We start from the raw sequence: 16702 nt of genomic DNA, 5'->3' as shown, positions 1-16702 counted from the left end.
TCATTTCCATGAATCGAGCAATGGAAAAACCAGCAAGCGTGCAGTTGCTACGATCAGCGAGTATTTCCATGCGCAACCATGAAACCAAGGCACCGGTGAGCCCGGTCGCCGCTCTCGCCGAAAGCCGTACCAGCAAAAAACCAGAATTCTGTAACAGCGCCAAGACCAGTGGAGAGTTTGATATGGAGCCCCGCGTCAGCGAGCTGGAAACCCACTTCAAATACATGCGCCGCGACATGGATGAAGTACTCAATGATGTGCGGACGATAAAACATCGTCTGGCGTATTCGGCGGGTGCAACCGCTGTCATCCTCGGACTGCTGGGATGGGTGGCCAACAGCCGATTCGACCAGTTGGTGTCACTCATCAGCAACTGACCGAATCAATTGTTGCACGCGCCGTGCTTACCAGCCGACGCGTGCATGGGCAAGACGGGTTACCCCAGCAGGTCACTGAGGGGAATGAAGCTCACTTCATCGCCCTCGCTCAGCGTGCGGCCTTCCCGGACTTCGACCAATCCGTCGGCCCACGCTGCGCTGCGCAACACCCCCGAGCTCTGGTTGCGATAAATGATTGCCCGCCCTTGGTCGATACGTCCGCGCAAATACTCGCGACGATTTCCGGCCACCGGCCAGACAAAGCCTGCGGGCACTGCAAACTTGAGCGGCTCGACGGCTTGCACGCCCAGGCGTCGCAACAGATAAGGGCGCGTGAGCAAGGCGAACGTCACCAGCGTCGACGCGGGATTTCCGGGCAGGCCGATCACCGGCACGTTGCGGAAATGACCAAACGTCAACGGTTTCCCCGGTTTGATGGCCAGCTTCCACAAGGCCAGTTCGCCTTCTTCACGCAAGGCAATGCCAAGAAAATCCGCTTCACCGACCGAGACACCGCCGGTGGACAGAATCAGATCGACATTCTGCAGCTCGCCCAGCCGGGCCCGCGTGGCGGGAAGATCGTCCGGGAGGATTCCGCCATCGATGACTTCACAACCCAGACGCTGCAGCCAACTGCACAAAAGCACCCGGTTGCTGTTGTAGATCTGGCCCGGACCCAACGCCTGACCGGGTTCAACCAGCTCGTCTCCGGTGGACAGAACCGCCACGCGCGGCTTACGCACGACGTTGAGGCCGGCGCAGCCCAATGATGCAGCCAGGCCCTGCTCGATCGGCCCCAATCGGGTGCCTGCCTGCAGGACCAGTTCACCGACCGTGGTTTCCTGGCCCTGCGGACGAATGTTCTGTCCGGCTTTCAACGGCTCGAGGAAGCGCACTCTTGCGTCGGCCTGAACGTCGGCGTTTTCCTGCATCTCGACACAGTCGGCGCCGGGCGGCAGCGGCGCCCCGGTAAAGATGCGAGCGCAAGTGCCTGGCTCCAAGGGTTGCGGCGACTGCCCGGCAAAGACTTTTTGGCTAACCGGCAACGGCTCACCCTTCCAGTCAGCCAGATTCAAGGCATAGCCGTCCATGGCACTGTTGGGCCACGGCGGCAGGTCCAGCGTCGAGATCAGATCTTCAGCCAGCACCCGCCCTTCGACTTGAGCCAGCGGCAAGTGCTCGCGCTCGACAATCCGCGAAGCATCGGCCATTGCCAGCAAGCGCTCGAGCGCCGTTTCGACGGGCAGCAAACTGCCGCTCTTGCCCGGCTTACCCACGGGATTCACAAGGTGCCGCCTGCTTCAGATGCGTGACGAAGTTGCACGGACGATGACGAGCGTCCAGTTGCTCTGCGAGGATGCCATCCCAGCCGGTGCGTACCGCATTGGTCGAACCCGGCAGGCAGCACACCAGCGTGCCGTTGGCCAGACCTGCCAGGGCACGGGACTGCACGGTGGAAGTGCCGATATCGGCGACAGAGATCTGGCGGAACAGCTCGCCGAATCCGTCGACCTGTTTGTCGAGCAGGCACGCCACCGCTTCCGGTGTGCTGTCACGCCCGGTGAAGCCGGTGCCGCCAGTGATCAACACAACCTGAACCACATCGTCGGCAATCCAGTTGGCGACTTGCGCGCGAATTTTATACAGATCATCTTTAAGCAAAACGCGCTCGGCCAGCGCGTGGCCGGCCGCGATCAAGCGATCGACGAAGACCTGGCCGGAAGTATCGGTTTCCAGCGTCCGGGTGTCGCTGACAGTCAGCACCGCAATATTGAGCGGCACGAAAGGTACATCAGCCTTGGCTTTCATAGGCTCTTCCAGTTGTAGGGGAAACAGCCCGGTGTTATATCACAGCGACTCATTTTTCTGCCGCCCCTCCGGAGAGTCGTCATGCCGTTGAACAGCCTATTGCCACCCTGCTCCGTCCTGCTTTTGGCCGGTGGACGCGGCCAGCGCATGGGCAGCCAGGACAAGGGGCTCATCGAATGGCAGGGCGAACCTTTGATCGCGCATTTGCAGCGCAAGGTGCGGCCGCTGACCGACGATCTCATTATCTCGTGTAACCGCAATCGCGAGCGCTATGCCGCTTTTGCCGATCAACTGGTCATGGATGACGAGGGCGACTTTCCGGGCCCATTGGCCGGTATTCGTGCAGGGCTGAAAGCGGCGCGTCATGCGCATTTGCTGGTGTCGCCGTGTGATGTGCCGCGAATCGACAAGGCCTTGCTCGAGGACATGCTGACGACTGCCAATCAGCAACGTGAAAAACCTTTAATGCTGCGCCATGGCGAGCACTGGGAACCACTGCTGTGCGTGATCCCCGTGGCGCTGTTGCCCGCATTCGAAGCCGCCTGGAATGCAAGCGAACGCAGCCCCGGCCGAGTGATGCGCAGTCTCGACGCCGTCGCATTGCAATGCCCTGACAACGACCCGCGACTGGCCAACCTCAACACCCCCGAATTGTTACATCTGCACAACACTGTGTCAGACTGACACTATCCAAGGAACTCTCGCGCCTTGTTTACGTCTCAAGCTCAGTAACCAGAAGATTTCCCATTCGGAGACACACTCATGACTCAACGGACCCTCGCCACTTTCATGCTCGCACTGGGCCTGGCAACCCTCGCCGGTTGCTCCTCGCCGACAGTGATCACCTTGAATGACGGTCGCGAAATCCAGGCCGTCGACACCCCGAAATACGATGATGATTCGGGCTTCTACGAGTTCCAGCAGCTGGACGGCAAAGAAACCCGCATCAACAAGGATCAGGTTCGTACCGTTAAAGAGCTGTAAGGCTGCGGATCGATACCGGATACAGAAAAGCCCGCATTGTCATGCGGGCTTTTTCATGGGCGCTCGAAAAACGGGTTCAGCTTCACCACTGCAAAGTGATTTGACTCTCGAACTCTCGCGCCTCGCCCGTCACCGGATCCACGAAGCGCAGCCCTTGCGCGAGCAGCTTCAACGGATTGGCGTAGTCGTCCACGACATCTTTCAACACGGTCGGATAAAACGGATCGTTGCAGATACTCGCGCCCAAAGCCGTCATGTGCACACGCAGCTGATGCTTCTTGCCGGTCACGGGAAACAGGCCATAGCGCCACAGATCGCCATTTTTCTCGCGGACCTCCACTGCCGTTTCGGTATTGCTGACCCCAGGCCCTTCCTGCATGCGGAAGAATGGCTCGCCATCGACTAACCGGCTCTTGTGCACCAACGGGAAATTTAGCTCAGGCAGCGCCGGGGCAATCGCTTCGTAGCGCTTGTCGATCTGCCGCGTCGGGAACAACGACTGATAGGCGGAACGGGTTTGCGGATTCGCCGAGAAGATCACCAACCCTGCGGTGTGCCGATCGATGCGGTGCAGCGGCACCAGATGCGGATTGTCCAGCCGATGGATGAGACGCCGCAGCAGGGTTTGTTCGACATATTCCCCGGCCGGGGTGACTGGCAGAAAGTGAGGTTTGTCGGCCACCACCAAGTGTTCATCGGCATAGAGAATCGACTCGAGCACCGGGATCGGCTTTTCGTCCGGCACCTCACGAAAGTAATGAATGCGCAGCCCTTCCTTGTACGGCAAGTCCAGGGCAATTGGCTGGCCCTGCGCATCCAGCACCCGTCCGCGAGCAATCCGGTCGAGCCACTGTTCGCGGCCGATGGCACTGAAGTGCTCGCAGAGACAATCGAGTACCGTCAGCCAGGGACCGGGCGGCAAATACAAGGTGCTGGCCTGATTGTGCGCAGCGGAAAATACGGGGCTGGTCATACGAAACAGAAATCCTCAATGCAGGCCGGCATTATCCAACAGTGAGGCAAAGCGACCTAGCGCAGTTTGATCAGGCTGGAATCGATTTGAGGGCCGCCGCTTCGGTGAACTCCTTCAGCCAGCGCAACACATCGACCGCTTCCCAACGCCCCGGGTCGTACAAGGCATACAGCAACCCCTGATAACCCACCACATCCAGCTGCTTGTGATAACCAGCGCGTTGAAAAAGGGCTTCGATTTCGGCAAAGCAGGTATTGAAATGCAGCTTGTTGAATGGCGTCTTGCCTTCCGTGACCAGCCCGTCCAGGCGCAATTCGAGGACCGCCTCGCGCACCACGTCGACCGACATCCGGTTAACGCTGCTCTTCAACTGTTCGACATTGACCACGGTTCATCCCTCTGACTCGATTGCTGTATGAACATACAGTAACCGAAGAAGCCAGCGAGTGCCAACGCAAGGATGGGTTGCCGCGACCAGCGGAGGCATCAAGGCACAACCTCGTCAACCTAAAAACGCCACCACCTGGTCGGCACTGAAAGGCCAGTCCAGCTCCGCGCCGGTGTCGATGCGTCGCAGTACCGGAATGCGCAAGCTGTACTTTTCGAACCACGATTCGTCTTCGGCAATGTCCACCAGTTCCACCAGCAGACCGTGCTCGACGAAGGGCATCAGCTCGGCTTCGGCAACTTCACACAGGTGGCACCCAAGGGTGCCGAACAGCTGACATTCTGGAGGCATGACGGCGTTACCGGAAAAACAAGTGAGCCCATTCTAGGACGGCCCCGAATACTCGTCGACCCACCGCCGCCCGAAGGACATAACCCTGCCGGCGCAAAATCCTGACGCAAATCATTCAGCGCAGATTGCAAATGCGTCATCCTCGCGGACTTTTTGCCTCTACGCTTCAGAGGCCAACGCCCTGACAGCGGAGTGTCCCGTGTTTGCAAATCTGTTGATCATCCTCGCCTCATCCCTGGTGGTGATTGCCCTGTTCCGGCACCTGCGACTGCCGCCGGTGCTCGGTTACCTGTGCGTGGGATTACTGGTCGGGCCGAACGCATTCGACTGGGTCAATGAGAGCGAACATCTGCCAGATGTCGCCGAACTGGGCGTGGTGTTTCTGCTGTTTTCCCTGGGCCTGGAGTTCTCCCTGTCGAAGATGATTGCGCTGCGTCAGGTGGTGTTTCGCCTCGGCAGTCAGCAAGTGCTGATCAGCACAGCGCTGCTCGGCACACTGTTGGTGGGGTTGGGAATGCCGCTGACGCCGGCGCTGTTGCTCGGTGCCGGTTTATCGCTTTCATCCACGGCGATCGTGACCAAGGAGCTGGGCAGTCTTGGCGAAGTGTTCAGCAGCCACGGCCAGAACGCCGTCGGAGTACTGCTGTTTCAGGATGTGGTCGCGGTATTGCTGCTGACACTGGTTCCGGTGTTCGCCGGCACCAGCGAGCAGTCCTGGTATTGGGCCTTGCCGCTGACGCTGGGCAAAACCGTGGTGCTGTTCTTCGGCCTGCTGCTCGCCAGTCGCTGGTTATTGCCACGGCTGTTTCATGAGGTGGCGGCCTCGCGCTCGCCCGAGCTCTTCGTGCTGCTGGCGCTGGTGATCGTGCTGCTGACTGCCTGGCTCACGCACTTGTTGGGCCTGTCGCCTGCCCTCGGCGCTTTCCTTGCCGGCATGTTGCTCGGGGAAAGCCATTACCGGCACCAGATCGAAGCTGACATCCGGCCCTTTCGCGACATTCTGCTCGGCGTGTTCTTCGTCAGCATCGGCATGCTGATCGACCTGCAATTGTTCGTCAGTCACAGCCTGTTGATCATCGGCCTGACGCTGGGCCTGATGCTGATCAAGGGCATCGTGGTCGCGCTGCTGGTGAAGTGGCGCGGCAGTGACAGCGAAACCGCATGGCGCAGTGGTCTGGCCTTGGCGCAGGGCGGCGAATTCTGCTTTGCGCTGATGGCGCAGATGCAGCAGAACAGCCTGTTGCCGGCCGAACCGGGCGCCCTGCTGCTCGCGGCGACGTTCTGCTCGATGCTGCTCACTCCACTGCTTTTGCGTGCGGCGCCGCGCATTGCCGCCGTGCTGCACCGCAAGCCTAATCAGGAGGCGCAGATCGAACAGATCAGCGCGCTCAACGCCGACCTCGATCAGCATGTGGTGATCTGCGGCTACGGTCGCGTCGGCCAGTCCATCGGCCGCTTCATGGGCAACGCCGGGCAAGCCTATGTTGCGCTGGACAACGATCCGGTGCGGGTGCAGGAAGCCGCATCCGCGCAAAGCGACGTGCATTACGGCGACTCGGCGCGTGGCGATCTGCTGACTGCCGTCGGCCTGTTGCGCGCCAGGCTATTGGTGATTGCCGTGGACCAAAGCGACGTGGCCTTGCGCATTCTGCGTGAAGCCCGCCGCCTCAACCAACAGGTACCGATTCTGGTGCGCACCCGTGACGACAGCCAATCGGCCGAGTTACGAGCCGCCGGCGCCACCGAGGTGGTGCCGGAGCTTCTGGAGTCGAGCCTGATGCTCGCTTCACACGCGCTGATCATGCTTGGTCTGCCCGCGCATCAGGTGCAGGAGAAAGTCGATCAGGTGCGCATCAACCGCTATCGCCTCCTCCACGGCTTCTACCCCGGAGCCAATGATGAGGAAATCTAGTCCTGACTCACCGCGCCGATCTTGTGCAGCGACAGGTCGGCGCCGTAATACTCTTGTTCCTGACTCAGGCGCAGCCCATGCAATGCCTTGATCGCGCCGTAAACAACGAAGCCGCCAACCAGCGCCACCGCGACGCCGAGCGCAGTGCCGATCATCTGGCTGATCAGGCTGACGCCGCCCAGGCCACCCAGCGCGGTCTGGCCGAAGATGCCGCAGGCAATCCCGCCCCACACGCCACACAAGCCATGCAATGGCCAGACGCCCAGCACATCGTCGATGCGCCATTTGACTTGAGCAGCGGTAAAGCACCAGACAAACAAGGCTCCGGCGACCGCGCCTGTCACCAGCGCACCGACTGGATGCATCAGATCGGATCCCGCGCAGATCGCCACCAGACCGGCCAACGGGCCGTTGTGCAGAAAGCCCGGGTCATTGCGCCCGACGATCAACGCCGCGACGGTACCACCGACCATGGCCATCAACGAGTTCACCGCGACCAGGCCACTGACACCTTGCAGTGTCTGCGCGCTCATCACGTTGAAGCCGAACCAGCCGACAATCAGGATCCACGAACCCAGTGCCAGAAACGGAATGCTCGACGGCGCAAACGCGACCAGGCGTCCATCGCGATAGCGGCCATTGCGCGGGCCGAGCAGCAGAACAGCGGCCAACGCCAGCCAACCGCCCACGGCATGCACCACCACCGAGCCGGCGAAATCATGGAATGCCGCGCCAAACTGCGCCGTCAGCCAGCCTTGCAAGCCGAAGTTGCCGTTCCAGATCAGCCCTTCGAAAAACGGATAGATAAACGCCACGATCAGCGCCGTCGCGCACAACTGCGGGACGAAACGCGCGCGTTCGGCAATGCCGCCGGAAATGATCGCCGGGATCGCGGCAGCGAAGGTCAGCAGAAAGAAAAACTTCACCAGTCCATAGCCATGGTCAGCCGTGAGCACCGCTGCCGGTTGCATGAAGGTGACGCCATAGGAGATCCAATAGCCTATAAAGAAATAGGCCAGGGTCGAGACGGCAAAGTCGCTGAGGATTTTCGCCAGTGCATTGACCTGGTTCTTCTGCCGGACCGTGCCGACCTCCAGAAAGGCGAATCCGGCGTGCATCGCCAGTACCATCACCGCACCGATCAGGATGAACAATGTATTGGAGCTGTGAACCAGCGAGTCCACAGCGCTTTGCAGATTTTCCATGAGGAGGCAGACCCAAGGCTAAAAGGCACCAAAGCGGTTCATGCGGGCATTTCATGCACCAAATTACGACTCATCAGTCATACAACCGCAGGGTTGATGAACTGATTTGGCGCATATATCGATGCCCGATCACAAACGGCTAGCAAATGAATTAGAGTTTTTCTGCTCGGACGCCCGGCAACAGCGCACACACACCGAGCTACGCACCACGACACAGCAAAAGTTGTACCAGGCATTTGTACTGAACCTTCGCGCAAGGCTCATACTCGAACGCTTCAAAGCCACCTACGGAGATCCACCAATGGCCAGCATCAAGGCAAAGACTGCTCAAGAAATCCTGATGAACGACTTCCAGACTCTGGTCGCCGACACCGAACGCTTGCTCGAGCACACCAAGACCCTCGCTGGCGATCAGGCCGATGAGCTGCGCGCCCAGATTCATGACAGCCTGCTGCGCGCCCGGGAAACCCTGAAAGTGACTGAAGACACGCTGCGCGAACGCGGTCAGGCGGCGGTCACCGCCACTGAAGATTATGTGTCGGCCAACCCATGGCAGTCGGTGGGCATCGCTGCCGGCGTCGGCTTTCTGATCGGCCTGCTGGCCACTCGGCGCTGATCATGTCGATCGGTGAATCCGGCCCGACTGCGGGCACCGCCTCTTCCACGCGTCGTCTCGGCGCCGCCGTTCTGGGCCTGCTGCACAGCCATGTCGAGTTGTTTGGCATCGAATTGCAGGAGCAGAAATCACGCACCGTCAGCCTGCTGCTGTTCGCCGGTCTGGCGCTGGTGTTTGCCCTGCTGTTGCTGGTAGGTCTGTCGACGCTGGTGATGATCATTTTCTGGGACACCTACCGTTTGCCAGCGATCATCGGCCTGTGCGTTTTCTATACGCTGGCCTCGATCTTCTGCGGTCTGCGCCTCAAGGCCGCAATTTTCGATGAGTCCTCGCCTTTCCACGGCACGCTCGAAGAGCTGGCCAACGACCGGGAGCGCCTGTTGCCATGAGCCTGCCTGAACTTCCACACAACAGCTCGCGTCGGGAAATGCGCAAGGCACTGATCCGCCTGCGCATGGAAATGCATCGTCAGGAAATCCGCCACGAAACCGCGCAAGTCCTGCAACCCTTGCAGCGCATGCGCGGCATGAAGCAGAACGTGCAGGACGGTTTCGGCATCAAGCATGCGCCGTTGTGGGGCGTGGCGGCGGTGACGCTGCTGGGTTTCCTCACCGGCAAAGGCTCGAAACGCGGCAGTGGTGGCGGCTTGACGCGACTGCTGCGTCTGGGCACGACGCTTGGGCCGCTGATCAGACTGGTCATGCACAGCTCGGGCAAACGCTGAGCCGACTTCTCTGGCTACAATCTTGCAATAGCGCCGGGATGAACCCTCTTATCGGAGGGTTCAATTCCGCGTGCCTATCCGGCAAACGCGGCCAACGAACAATAAGATTAAGGACCTGCCGTGATCGAGGGGCAACCGCTCGCCTGCTTTCAGCCTTTTATCGACACCGCCACCGGGCGCATTGCCGGCGTTGAAGCACTGGGTCGCTTGCGCCAGAGCGATGGTCAACTGACCTCGGTCGGGCCATTGTTCGCCGATCCGCGGACCCCGGCGACCGCCCTGCGCCGTCTCGATCGGCAGATCCGTGACCACGCGCTCAGTTGTCTGCATGAAGCCCCGGCGGACTGGTTTCTCAGCCTGAACATGTCGCCACGCTGGATCAGCCGCCTGCGCGCCGACCAAGCGCTGCCCAGTCTCAAGCAACTGGCGCGGCATGACGTTGACCCGCGGCGCATCGTTTTCGAGATCACCGAGTTGGGCGGTAACAGCGAACGCCTGGCCCAGGTGGTGGCGCGCTACCGCGAGGCTGGCGCAAGAATCGCCATCGACGATTTCGGCGCCGGCTATTCGCAACTGGATCGGGTGCTGGCCCTGCAACCGGACATTCTCAAGCTCGACATGCGTCTGTTTCAGGCAGCGGCCCTCGGCGGCCCGAGCAGTGACGTGGTCAAAGCGCTTGCGCAGATGGCCGAAAAAACCGGCTGCTGGATCATCGCAGAAGGCGTCGAAACCGAGGCGCAGCTGAATTTCGCGCTGGAATGCGGCTCACGCTACGTACAGGGATTTCTCTTCGCCGGGGCGCAGGAAGCGTTCTTCGCCACGGATGCTTTCGTCGCGCATTTCGCTCGTTTGCGACAGCGCTACGTGATGCAGAAACTCAGCGAGCGCGGGCGGCTGATGCAGATGCGTCAGCAACTCGGCGAGTTGATGGCGATTCTGCAGCAATGGGCGCAAGCCCGCGCACCGCTCAGCGCACTGCCACAACTTCAGGCCTTCCCTTGGCTACTGCGCTTTTACCAATGCGATCGCCACGGCACCCAGCTGACACCCAACCTGGAATGGCGTCAGGGCGGCTGGTTCGCTGATGATCGCTACCTGGGGCACAACTGGTCGTGGCGACCGTACTTCTATCACCTGCTCGCCGAAGGCTGGGAAGAGCGCCGCCTGACCCTGTCCAACACCTATCGCGATGCTACCAGTAACCAATATTGCCTGACTGCCGGACAGTTCTTCGATAACGGTGAGCGACTGTTGTTGATCGATATCGATGCGGCAGGCCTGTAGTTCTGCTTGCAGGCGCCGGGCCGAACCGGGAAGCTAGGGCGATCAGTCACCAGACGGAGAGATTCAGCCTTGGATTGGCCTACCCTGCTCAACCGCGAACGCCTCGGCAAGCCGCTGCACAGCCCGCAAGAACTCGGCCGCAGCCCTTTTCACAAAGACCATGACCGCATCATTTTCTCCGGTGCCTTCCGCCGTCTCGGGCGCAAGACTCAAGTGCACCCGGTCACCAGCAACGATCACATTCACACCCGCCTGACCCACTCGCTGGAAGTCAGCTGCGTCGGCCGTTCGCTGGGCATGCGTGTCGGTGAAACCTTGCGCAGCGCGCTGCCAGACTGGTGCGACCCGGCCGACCTCGGCATGGTCGTGCAATCGGCCTGCCTGGCGCATGACATCGGCAACCCGCCATTCGGCCATTCCGGCGAAGACGCCATCCGCCACTGGTTCCAACAAGCCGCCGGGCGCGGCTGGCTCGATGGCATGAGCGACGCCGAGCGCGGTGACTTCCTCAATTTCGAAGGCAACGCTCAGGGCTTTCGCGTGCTGACGCAGCTGGAATATCACCAGTTCGATGGCGGCACGCGTCTGACCTACGCGACCCTGGGCACCTATCTGAAGTACCCGTGGACCGCGCGCCACGCCGACTCTCTCGGCTACAAGAAACACAAATTCGGTTGCTACCAGAGCGAACTGCCGTTGCTCGAACAGATCGCCCACAAGCTCGGCCTGCCGCAGCTCGAAGACCAGCGCTGGGCACGCCATCCACTGGTGTATCTGATGGAGGCCGCCGATGACATCTGCTACGCGTTGATCGATCTGGAAGACGGTCTCGAGATGGAGCTGCTCGACTACGCCGAAGTCGAATCGCTGCTGCTGGGCCTGGTCGGTGACGACTTGCCGGAAACCTATCGCCAGCTCGGCCCGCAGGATTCCCGCCGACGCAAACTGGCGATCCTGCGCGGCAAGGCCATCGAGCACCTGACCAACGCGGCAGCGCGGGCATTTGTCGAACAGCAGGACGCCCTGCTCGCGGGTACGCTGCACGGCGATCTGGTCGAACACATGCACGGGCCGGCCAAGCGCTGCGTGTTGAATGCCAAGGACATCGCGCGCAAGAAGATCTTCCAGGACAAACGCAAGACGCTGCATGAGATCGGCGCCTATACCACGCTGGAGATTCTGCTCAATTCGTTCTGCGGCGCCGCACTGGAACAACACAACGGCCGCACGCCGTCGTTCAAGAGTCGGCGCATCCTCGATCTGCTCGGCAACAACGCGCCCGATCCGCAGGGCTCGCTGCACAGCTCGTTTCTGCGCATGATCGATTTCATCGCCGGCATGACCGACAGTTACGCCAGCGACATGGCGCTGGAAATGACCGGACGTTCAAGTCACTGATCGCGCTGTATCTGGCCTGCTGCTGATCGGGCCGGCCAAATACAGTGACGTTCTCCGGCCCGACTGCACCAAACCTCAAACATTGTGGTTTCTCTCGCTGAATGCAGTCGGGCTATCGTCAAGTCATCAGATAAAACAAACAGCGTGGGTTAAACACAACTTTAAACACATGCAAATAATGGAGATCGATATTAACCAAGGAACCAGATTTCGCTAAAAGCCAGCAACGACCGCGCACTTCCTTACGTCAAACCTAATTTCAACGTAGTCCGATTCTTCATTATGCGTAGGATTAATCCGATAGCGTAGTCGAGCCCCCGGCAGTCCATGCGAGTGTTCATTCAACTGAGCTAAGGTGCGCGCTTTATTCATGCTTGCATGGGACTCTATTTATGAACTCCGTTTTTATTGTGGACGATCACCCGGTCATCCGTCTCGCCGTGCGAATGTTGCTGGAACATGAAGGCTACAAGGTCGTCGGTGAGACCGATAACGGAGTTGATGCCATGCAAATGGTCCGTGAATGCATGCCCGACCTGGTCATTCTCGATATCAGCATCCCCAAGCTGGACGGCCTGGAAGTACTGGCGCGTTTCAATAGTATGGGATCGAATTTCAAGATCCTTATTCTGACGGCACAGTGTCCTACGCTGTTCGGCATCCGTTGCATGCAATCGGGAGCATCGGGCTATGTCTGTAAACAGGAAGACTTGAGCGAACTGGTCAGCGCAATTAAAGCGGTACTGTCCGGTTACAACTATTTCCCCAGCCAGGCGCTCAATCCGGTTCGCAGCGACGATATCAGGTACGCCGAGCTGGAGTTATTCAAAGCCGTCAACGACCGCGAATTAATGGTGTTGCAGTTATTTGCCCAGGGACGTACCAACAAGGAAATCGCCAAGGGCATGTTTCTGAGCAACAAGACCGTGAGCACCTACAAAAAGCGCCTGATGCAAAAACTCAAGGCCAGGTCCCTTGTAGAACTTATCGAAATGGCCAAACGCAACGCACTCGTGTGAGACCCCGCATGCCCAGCCGTCTGAAGGACTATCTAATCGCCTTGAGCGCAGGTCTGTGCCTGAGCGCCAATGCGTCTGCCATGCCGGGCGAATCAGTGGAATACGCCTTGCTCAGCCGGGCGACCGCAGCCGTTCCGGTTGCCTTGCAGCCGGTCCAACGGCAGTGGCTGCAGACGCGCAAAGAATTGATCCTGGGAACGTCTGCACCTGACTATCCGCCGTTCGACATGACCGTCAGCGGCAAGGAGTACGAGGGACTGACCGCCGACTACGCAGGGATTATCGGCAAGGCCACTGGCTTGCCGATTCGGGTGCAACGCTTTGCCTCACGCGACGCCGCAATCAGCGCATTGATCAATGGCCAGGTCGACGTGCTCGGCACAGCAAATGGATACGAAGCAGGTAATGCCAACCTGGCCCTCTCCATTCCCTATGCAGTCGATCAGCCGGTGCTGGTGACGCGCGAGGACGAAACCCGCTCACTGACTGAAGGCCTGGCCGGCCTGCGCTTGAGCATGGTCTATCACTATCTGCCGCTGCCCGAGATCAGAGCGATGTATCCCAAGGCGCTGATCACCTGTTACCCGTCCTACCAGAACGCAATCAACGCGGTTGCCTTTGATCAGGCCGACGTGTTTCTCGGCGACACCCTCTCCACCCATTACATGATCAACAAGGGCTATCTCAACAACGTGCGCATGGCCAATTTCGGCAAGCAGGAAGCCCAGGGCTTCAGCTTCGCGGTACGGCGCAGCAATCCGCACCTGTTGAGCGTGATCGACACGGTGCTCGAGGCAGTCCCGGGCACTCAGCGTGACGACATTGCCAAACGCTGGAGCGCCGGCAGCGACCTGCTGCTGACGGACAGGAAACTCCAGCTGACGGAGCGCGAGGAAAGCTGGCTCAAACAACATCCGGTGGTCAACGTTGTCGTCAATGAAGCTTACGCACCGCTGACGTTCTTCGACAGTGCAGGCAACTTTCGCGGCATCAGCGCCGATCTGCTCGAGCTGATTCGCTTGCGTACCGGGTTGCGTTTCAATATTCAACGCAGTCGCAATGACGCAGAAATGATCAAGCAAATCGACAACCACAAAGCCGATCTGATTGCCGCCCTGCTGCCCAGCGCCGAACGTGAAAAAAAACTGCAGTTCAGTCGCCCGTATCTGGAAAACTCCTATGTACTGCTCACCCGCAAAAGCGCCGATGGTCCGACCAACCTGGCGCAGCTGAAAGGCAAGCGGTTGGCCATCGCTCAGGGCAACCCGCTGATCGACAACCTGCGCCAGGAACATCCCGGCATTGAGCTGATCGAAACACCTGACACGTTCAGTGCCGTGTCGATGCTTGCCGAAAACCATGTCGAGGGTGCAGTGAATTCGTTGGTGATTGCCAACTACTTCATCTCTTCGCGCATCTTTGACCGGCCATTGCAGATCACCACCACGATCGGCACCGGCCAGGCCGCTTTTTCGCTGGCGACCGCCCGGGACAACACTGAACTGGCCTCGATCATCAACAAGGCACTATTGAGCATCGCCCCCGAAGAACTCGGCGTTATCAACGGTCGCTGGCGCGGGTATTCCACTGCCTCGCAGAACATCTGGCAAAACTACCAGCGCCTGTTCTATCAAGTGGTCGCCGCCGCTGCCCTGGTACTGCTGTTGCTGTTGACCTGGAATGCCTACATGCGTCATCAGATCAAACAGCGCCAGGCCGCCGAACGTGCATTGAGCGACCAACTGGAATTCATGCGCTCGCTGGTCAATGGCACACCGCATCCGATCTATGTCCGTGACCGACAGGGTCTTCTGCAAAGTTGCAACGACAGTTATCTCGAAGCGTTCAATGCCCGGCGCGAGGACATCATTGGCAAAGGTGTCATGCAGGGCACGCTGAGCAATGCGTTCGAAGCCCAGGCATTCCATGCCGATTACCAGAGAGTCATCGCCGAAGGCACTCCGTTGATACTTGACCGGCCGCTGCATATCGGCAACCGACGCCTGACCATCTATCACTGGATACTTCCCTATCGCGACTCCAGCGGCGCGGTCCAGGGCATCATCGGCGGCTGGATCGACATCAGCGAACGCCGCCAATTGTTCGATGAGCTGCGCGCGGCCAAGGAGCGGGCGGACGAGGCGAATCGGGCCAAGAGTACATTTCTGGCGACCATGAGCCATGAAATACGCACGCCGATGAATGCCGTGATCGGGATGCTCGAACTGACCCTCAGACGCATTGATCCGCACCATCCTGATCGCGCGTCGATCGACACGGCCTACCATTCGGCCAAGGACCTGTTGGGCTTGATCGGCGACATTCTCGACATAGCGCGCATCGAATCCGGGCGCCTTGGCCTGTGTCCAGAATGGATCAATCTGGTCGACACGGTCAATTCCGTTGCGCGCATCTTCGACGGTCTTGCCCGACAGAAGAATCTCGCCTTGCAAACTGTCTTCAACCCCCGGGATCCGGCCGTAGATGTGCACCTGGACCCACTGCGCTTCAAACAAGTGCTGTCCAACCTGGTCAGCAATGCCATCAAATTCACCGAACACGGGCACGTGCGGATTACCCTGGAAATGCTCACATCGGACGCCCCCGGACGCACCTTGATGCAATTGACCGTGCAGGACAGCGGAACCGGTATCAGTGCCGAGGACCAACAGCGTCTGTTCGAACCTTTCGCACAGGCGGAAAACGGCAGCCGGCAAGCCAAAAACGGCGCGGGGCTTGGACTGGTCATCAGTCGGAACCTGTGCGAAATGATGGGCGGGCAACTGCAGTTGAGCAGCCAGCCCGGCATCGGCACTCAAGTCTGCGTGTCGCTGCCACTGGACAGCCAGCCGGCGAAAATCAATCCGCAGAAAGGCGAACCGTTGATCAAGACCGCAACAACCCCATTACACGTACTGGTCGTCGACGACCATCCCGCCAATCGCCTGCTGATGTGCCAGCAACTGGAATTCCTCGGTCATCGCTTCAGCCTCGCCGAGGACGGCTGCCGCGGTCTCGAACTCTGGAAGTCAGGGCATTTCGATCTGGTGATTGTCGACTGCAACATGCCTTTGATGAACGGCTATGAGATGACTCGCGCGATTCGCCAACTGGAACTGCACAACCGCCGGCCGCCGTGCACCGTGCTGGGCTTCACCGCCAATGCACAGCCTGAAGAAATCCAGCGCTGCAAGCTTGCCGGCATGAACGATTGCCTGTTCAAGCCCTTGAGCCTGACCCTGCTCGGGCAGTGGATCGATGAAATCACACCGACCTTCCCCGCGCCGGTATTCGACCTGCAAAGTCTGAGCGTGCTGACGGGCGGCAACCCGGCGCAGACACGTCGCATGCTCGCGGAACTGCTTAAAAGCAGCCGTCTCGACCGCGAGGAACTGCTCACTCTGTCACCCGAAGATGATCGCGAAGCATTGGCCGTGGTTGCGCACAAGATCAAGGGCGCGGCACGCATCGCCCAGGCCTCGCGGTTGATCGAATGTTGCGATGCCCTCGAGGAGGCTTGCCAGCAAGCCCTCGCATCGCAGGAGATTGCCCGCCACTGGGCGGCCACCAGTCAGGCAATGCTCGAACTGGAACAGGCCCTGCAGAATCAATTGACCCTGGCCGATCAAGGCACATTGAGCGAGTCTTAACTATGCTTTGGC

At 59.7% G+C, this 16702-nt stretch carries 17 protein-coding genes; 11 read left to right on the top strand and 6 right to left on the bottom strand.

Annotated features, from left to right (window positions below):
• The first annotated feature begins 68 nt into the window (after positions 1–68).
• Positions 69–377 carry a hypothetical protein gene (locus tag ACMYUN_RS23530; RefSeq protein WP_200890468.1) on the top strand — a complete coding sequence of 103 codons (309 nt, stop codon included), beginning with the start codon at positions 69–71 and terminating at the stop codon, positions 375–377.
• A 59-nt stretch (positions 378–436) separates the two neighbouring features.
• Here the strand turns inward: ACMYUN_RS23530 and glp are convergent, their stop codons facing one another.
• Together glp and moaB are read right to left on the bottom strand one after the other, a co-directional pair.
• Positions 437–1663, bottom strand: a complete 1227-nt coding sequence (gene glp / locus ACMYUN_RS23525; protein ID WP_415761896.1) for a gephyrin-like molybdotransferase Glp — start codon at positions 1661–1663, stop codon at positions 437–439.
• The gene (gene moaB, locus ACMYUN_RS23520) at positions 1647–2186 is read right to left on the bottom strand and encodes a molybdenum cofactor biosynthesis protein B (RefSeq protein ID WP_016770598.1); all 540 of its coding nucleotides are present in this window, start codon (positions 2184–2186) and stop codon (positions 1647–1649) included. Before moaB ends, glp begins: the two co-directional genes overlap by 17 nt.
• Before the next feature lie 81 nt (positions 2187–2267).
• Here moaB and mobA point away from each other — a divergent pair, with 81 nt between their 5' ends.
• Both mobA and ACMYUN_RS23510 read left to right on the top strand, forming a co-directional pair.
• Positions 2268–2870 (top strand): molybdenum cofactor guanylyltransferase MobA, encoded by a 603-nt coding sequence (gene mobA / locus ACMYUN_RS23515; protein ID WP_415761895.1) that lies wholly within the window; start codon positions 2268–2270, stop codon positions 2868–2870.
• A 78-nt stretch (positions 2871–2948) separates the two neighbouring features.
• The gene (locus tag ACMYUN_RS23510) at positions 2949–3170 is read left to right on the top strand and encodes a YgdI/YgdR family lipoprotein (RefSeq protein ID WP_016770600.1); all 222 of its coding nucleotides are present in this window, start codon (positions 2949–2951) and stop codon (positions 3168–3170) included.
• An 82-nt stretch (positions 3171–3252) separates the two neighbouring features.
• Here ACMYUN_RS23510 and ACMYUN_RS23505 read toward each other — a convergent pair whose 3' ends face one another.
• From ACMYUN_RS23505 to ACMYUN_RS23495, 3 genes are all read right to left on the bottom strand, one after another.
• A complete protein-coding gene (locus ACMYUN_RS23505; protein ID WP_039759865.1) occupies positions 3253–4143 on the bottom strand; it encodes a pseudouridine synthase in 891 nt (296 codons plus the stop codon).
• A 70-nt stretch (positions 4144–4213) separates the two neighbouring features.
• Complete coding sequence (locus tag ACMYUN_RS23500) at positions 4214–4531, bottom strand: hypothetical protein (RefSeq protein WP_016770837.1); 318 nt, start codon at positions 4529–4531, stop codon at positions 4214–4216.
• Positions 4532–4645: 114 nt separating this feature from the next.
• A complete protein-coding gene (locus ACMYUN_RS23495) occupies positions 4646–4882 on the bottom strand; it encodes a glutaredoxin family protein (RefSeq protein ID WP_039759867.1) in 237 nt (78 codons plus the stop codon).
• Between the two features lie 199 nt (positions 4883–5081).
• Between ACMYUN_RS23495 and ACMYUN_RS23490 the strand changes: the two genes are divergently transcribed.
• The gene (locus ACMYUN_RS23490; protein ID WP_415761894.1) at positions 5082–6794 is read left to right on the top strand and encodes a cation:proton antiporter; all 1713 of its coding nucleotides are present in this window, start codon (positions 5082–5084) and stop codon (positions 6792–6794) included.
• Here the strand turns inward: ACMYUN_RS23490 and ACMYUN_RS23485 are convergent.
• A complete protein-coding gene (locus tag ACMYUN_RS23485; protein ID WP_415761893.1) occupies positions 6791–7999 on the bottom strand; it encodes an ammonium transporter in 1209 nt (402 codons plus the stop codon). The genes ACMYUN_RS23490 and ACMYUN_RS23485 overlap by 4 nt on opposite strands.
• A 301-nt stretch (positions 8000–8300) precedes the next feature.
• On the opposite strand from ACMYUN_RS23485, the gene ACMYUN_RS23480 reads away from it, so the two are divergent.
• The 7 genes from ACMYUN_RS23480 to ACMYUN_RS23450 all read left to right on the top strand — a co-directional run bounded on the left by ACMYUN_RS23480 (position 8301) and on the right by ACMYUN_RS23450 (position 16690).
• A complete protein-coding gene (locus tag ACMYUN_RS23480; protein WP_016770842.1) occupies positions 8301–8615 on the top strand; it encodes a DUF883 family protein in 315 nt (104 codons plus the stop codon).
• Between the two features lie 2 nt (positions 8616–8617).
• Positions 8618–9004, top strand: coding sequence for a phage holin family protein (locus tag ACMYUN_RS23475; protein WP_039759872.1), 387 nt, complete (start codon positions 8618–8620; stop codon positions 9002–9004).
• Positions 9001–9339 (top strand): hypothetical protein, encoded by a 339-nt coding sequence (locus tag ACMYUN_RS23470; RefSeq protein WP_039759873.1) that lies wholly within the window; start codon positions 9001–9003, stop codon positions 9337–9339. The genes ACMYUN_RS23475 and ACMYUN_RS23470 overlap by 4 nt, the downstream gene beginning before the upstream one ends.
• Positions 9340–9459: 120 nt before the next feature.
• Positions 9460–10623: an EAL domain-containing protein gene (locus ACMYUN_RS23465; RefSeq protein WP_415761892.1), complete on the top strand. Its 1164-nt coding sequence runs from the start codon at positions 9460–9462 to the stop codon at positions 10621–10623.
• A 69-nt stretch (positions 10624–10692) separates the two neighbouring features.
• Positions 10693–12021, top strand: coding sequence for a deoxyguanosinetriphosphate triphosphohydrolase (locus tag ACMYUN_RS23460; RefSeq protein WP_039759875.1), 1329 nt, complete (start codon positions 10693–10695; stop codon positions 12019–12021).
• Between the two features lie 392 nt (positions 12022–12413).
• Positions 12414–13040: a response regulator transcription factor gene (locus tag ACMYUN_RS23455; RefSeq protein ID WP_039759876.1), complete on the top strand. Its 627-nt coding sequence runs from the start codon at positions 12414–12416 to the stop codon at positions 13038–13040.
• An 8-nt stretch (positions 13041–13048) separates the two neighbouring features.
• Positions 13049–16690, top strand: a complete 3642-nt coding sequence (locus tag ACMYUN_RS23450; protein WP_415761891.1) for a transporter substrate-binding domain-containing protein — start codon at positions 13049–13051, stop codon at positions 16688–16690.
• Positions 16691–16702: the final 12 nt, after the last annotated feature.

This window comes from Pseudomonas sp. CP4 (assembly GCF_047758505.1).
Lineage (GTDB): Bacteria > Pseudomonadota > Gammaproteobacteria > Pseudomonadales > Pseudomonadaceae > Aquipseudomonas > Aquipseudomonas fluorescens_AO.
The sequence above is the reverse complement of the archived record's forward strand: the minus strand, read 5'-3'. Positions and strand labels throughout refer to the sequence as shown.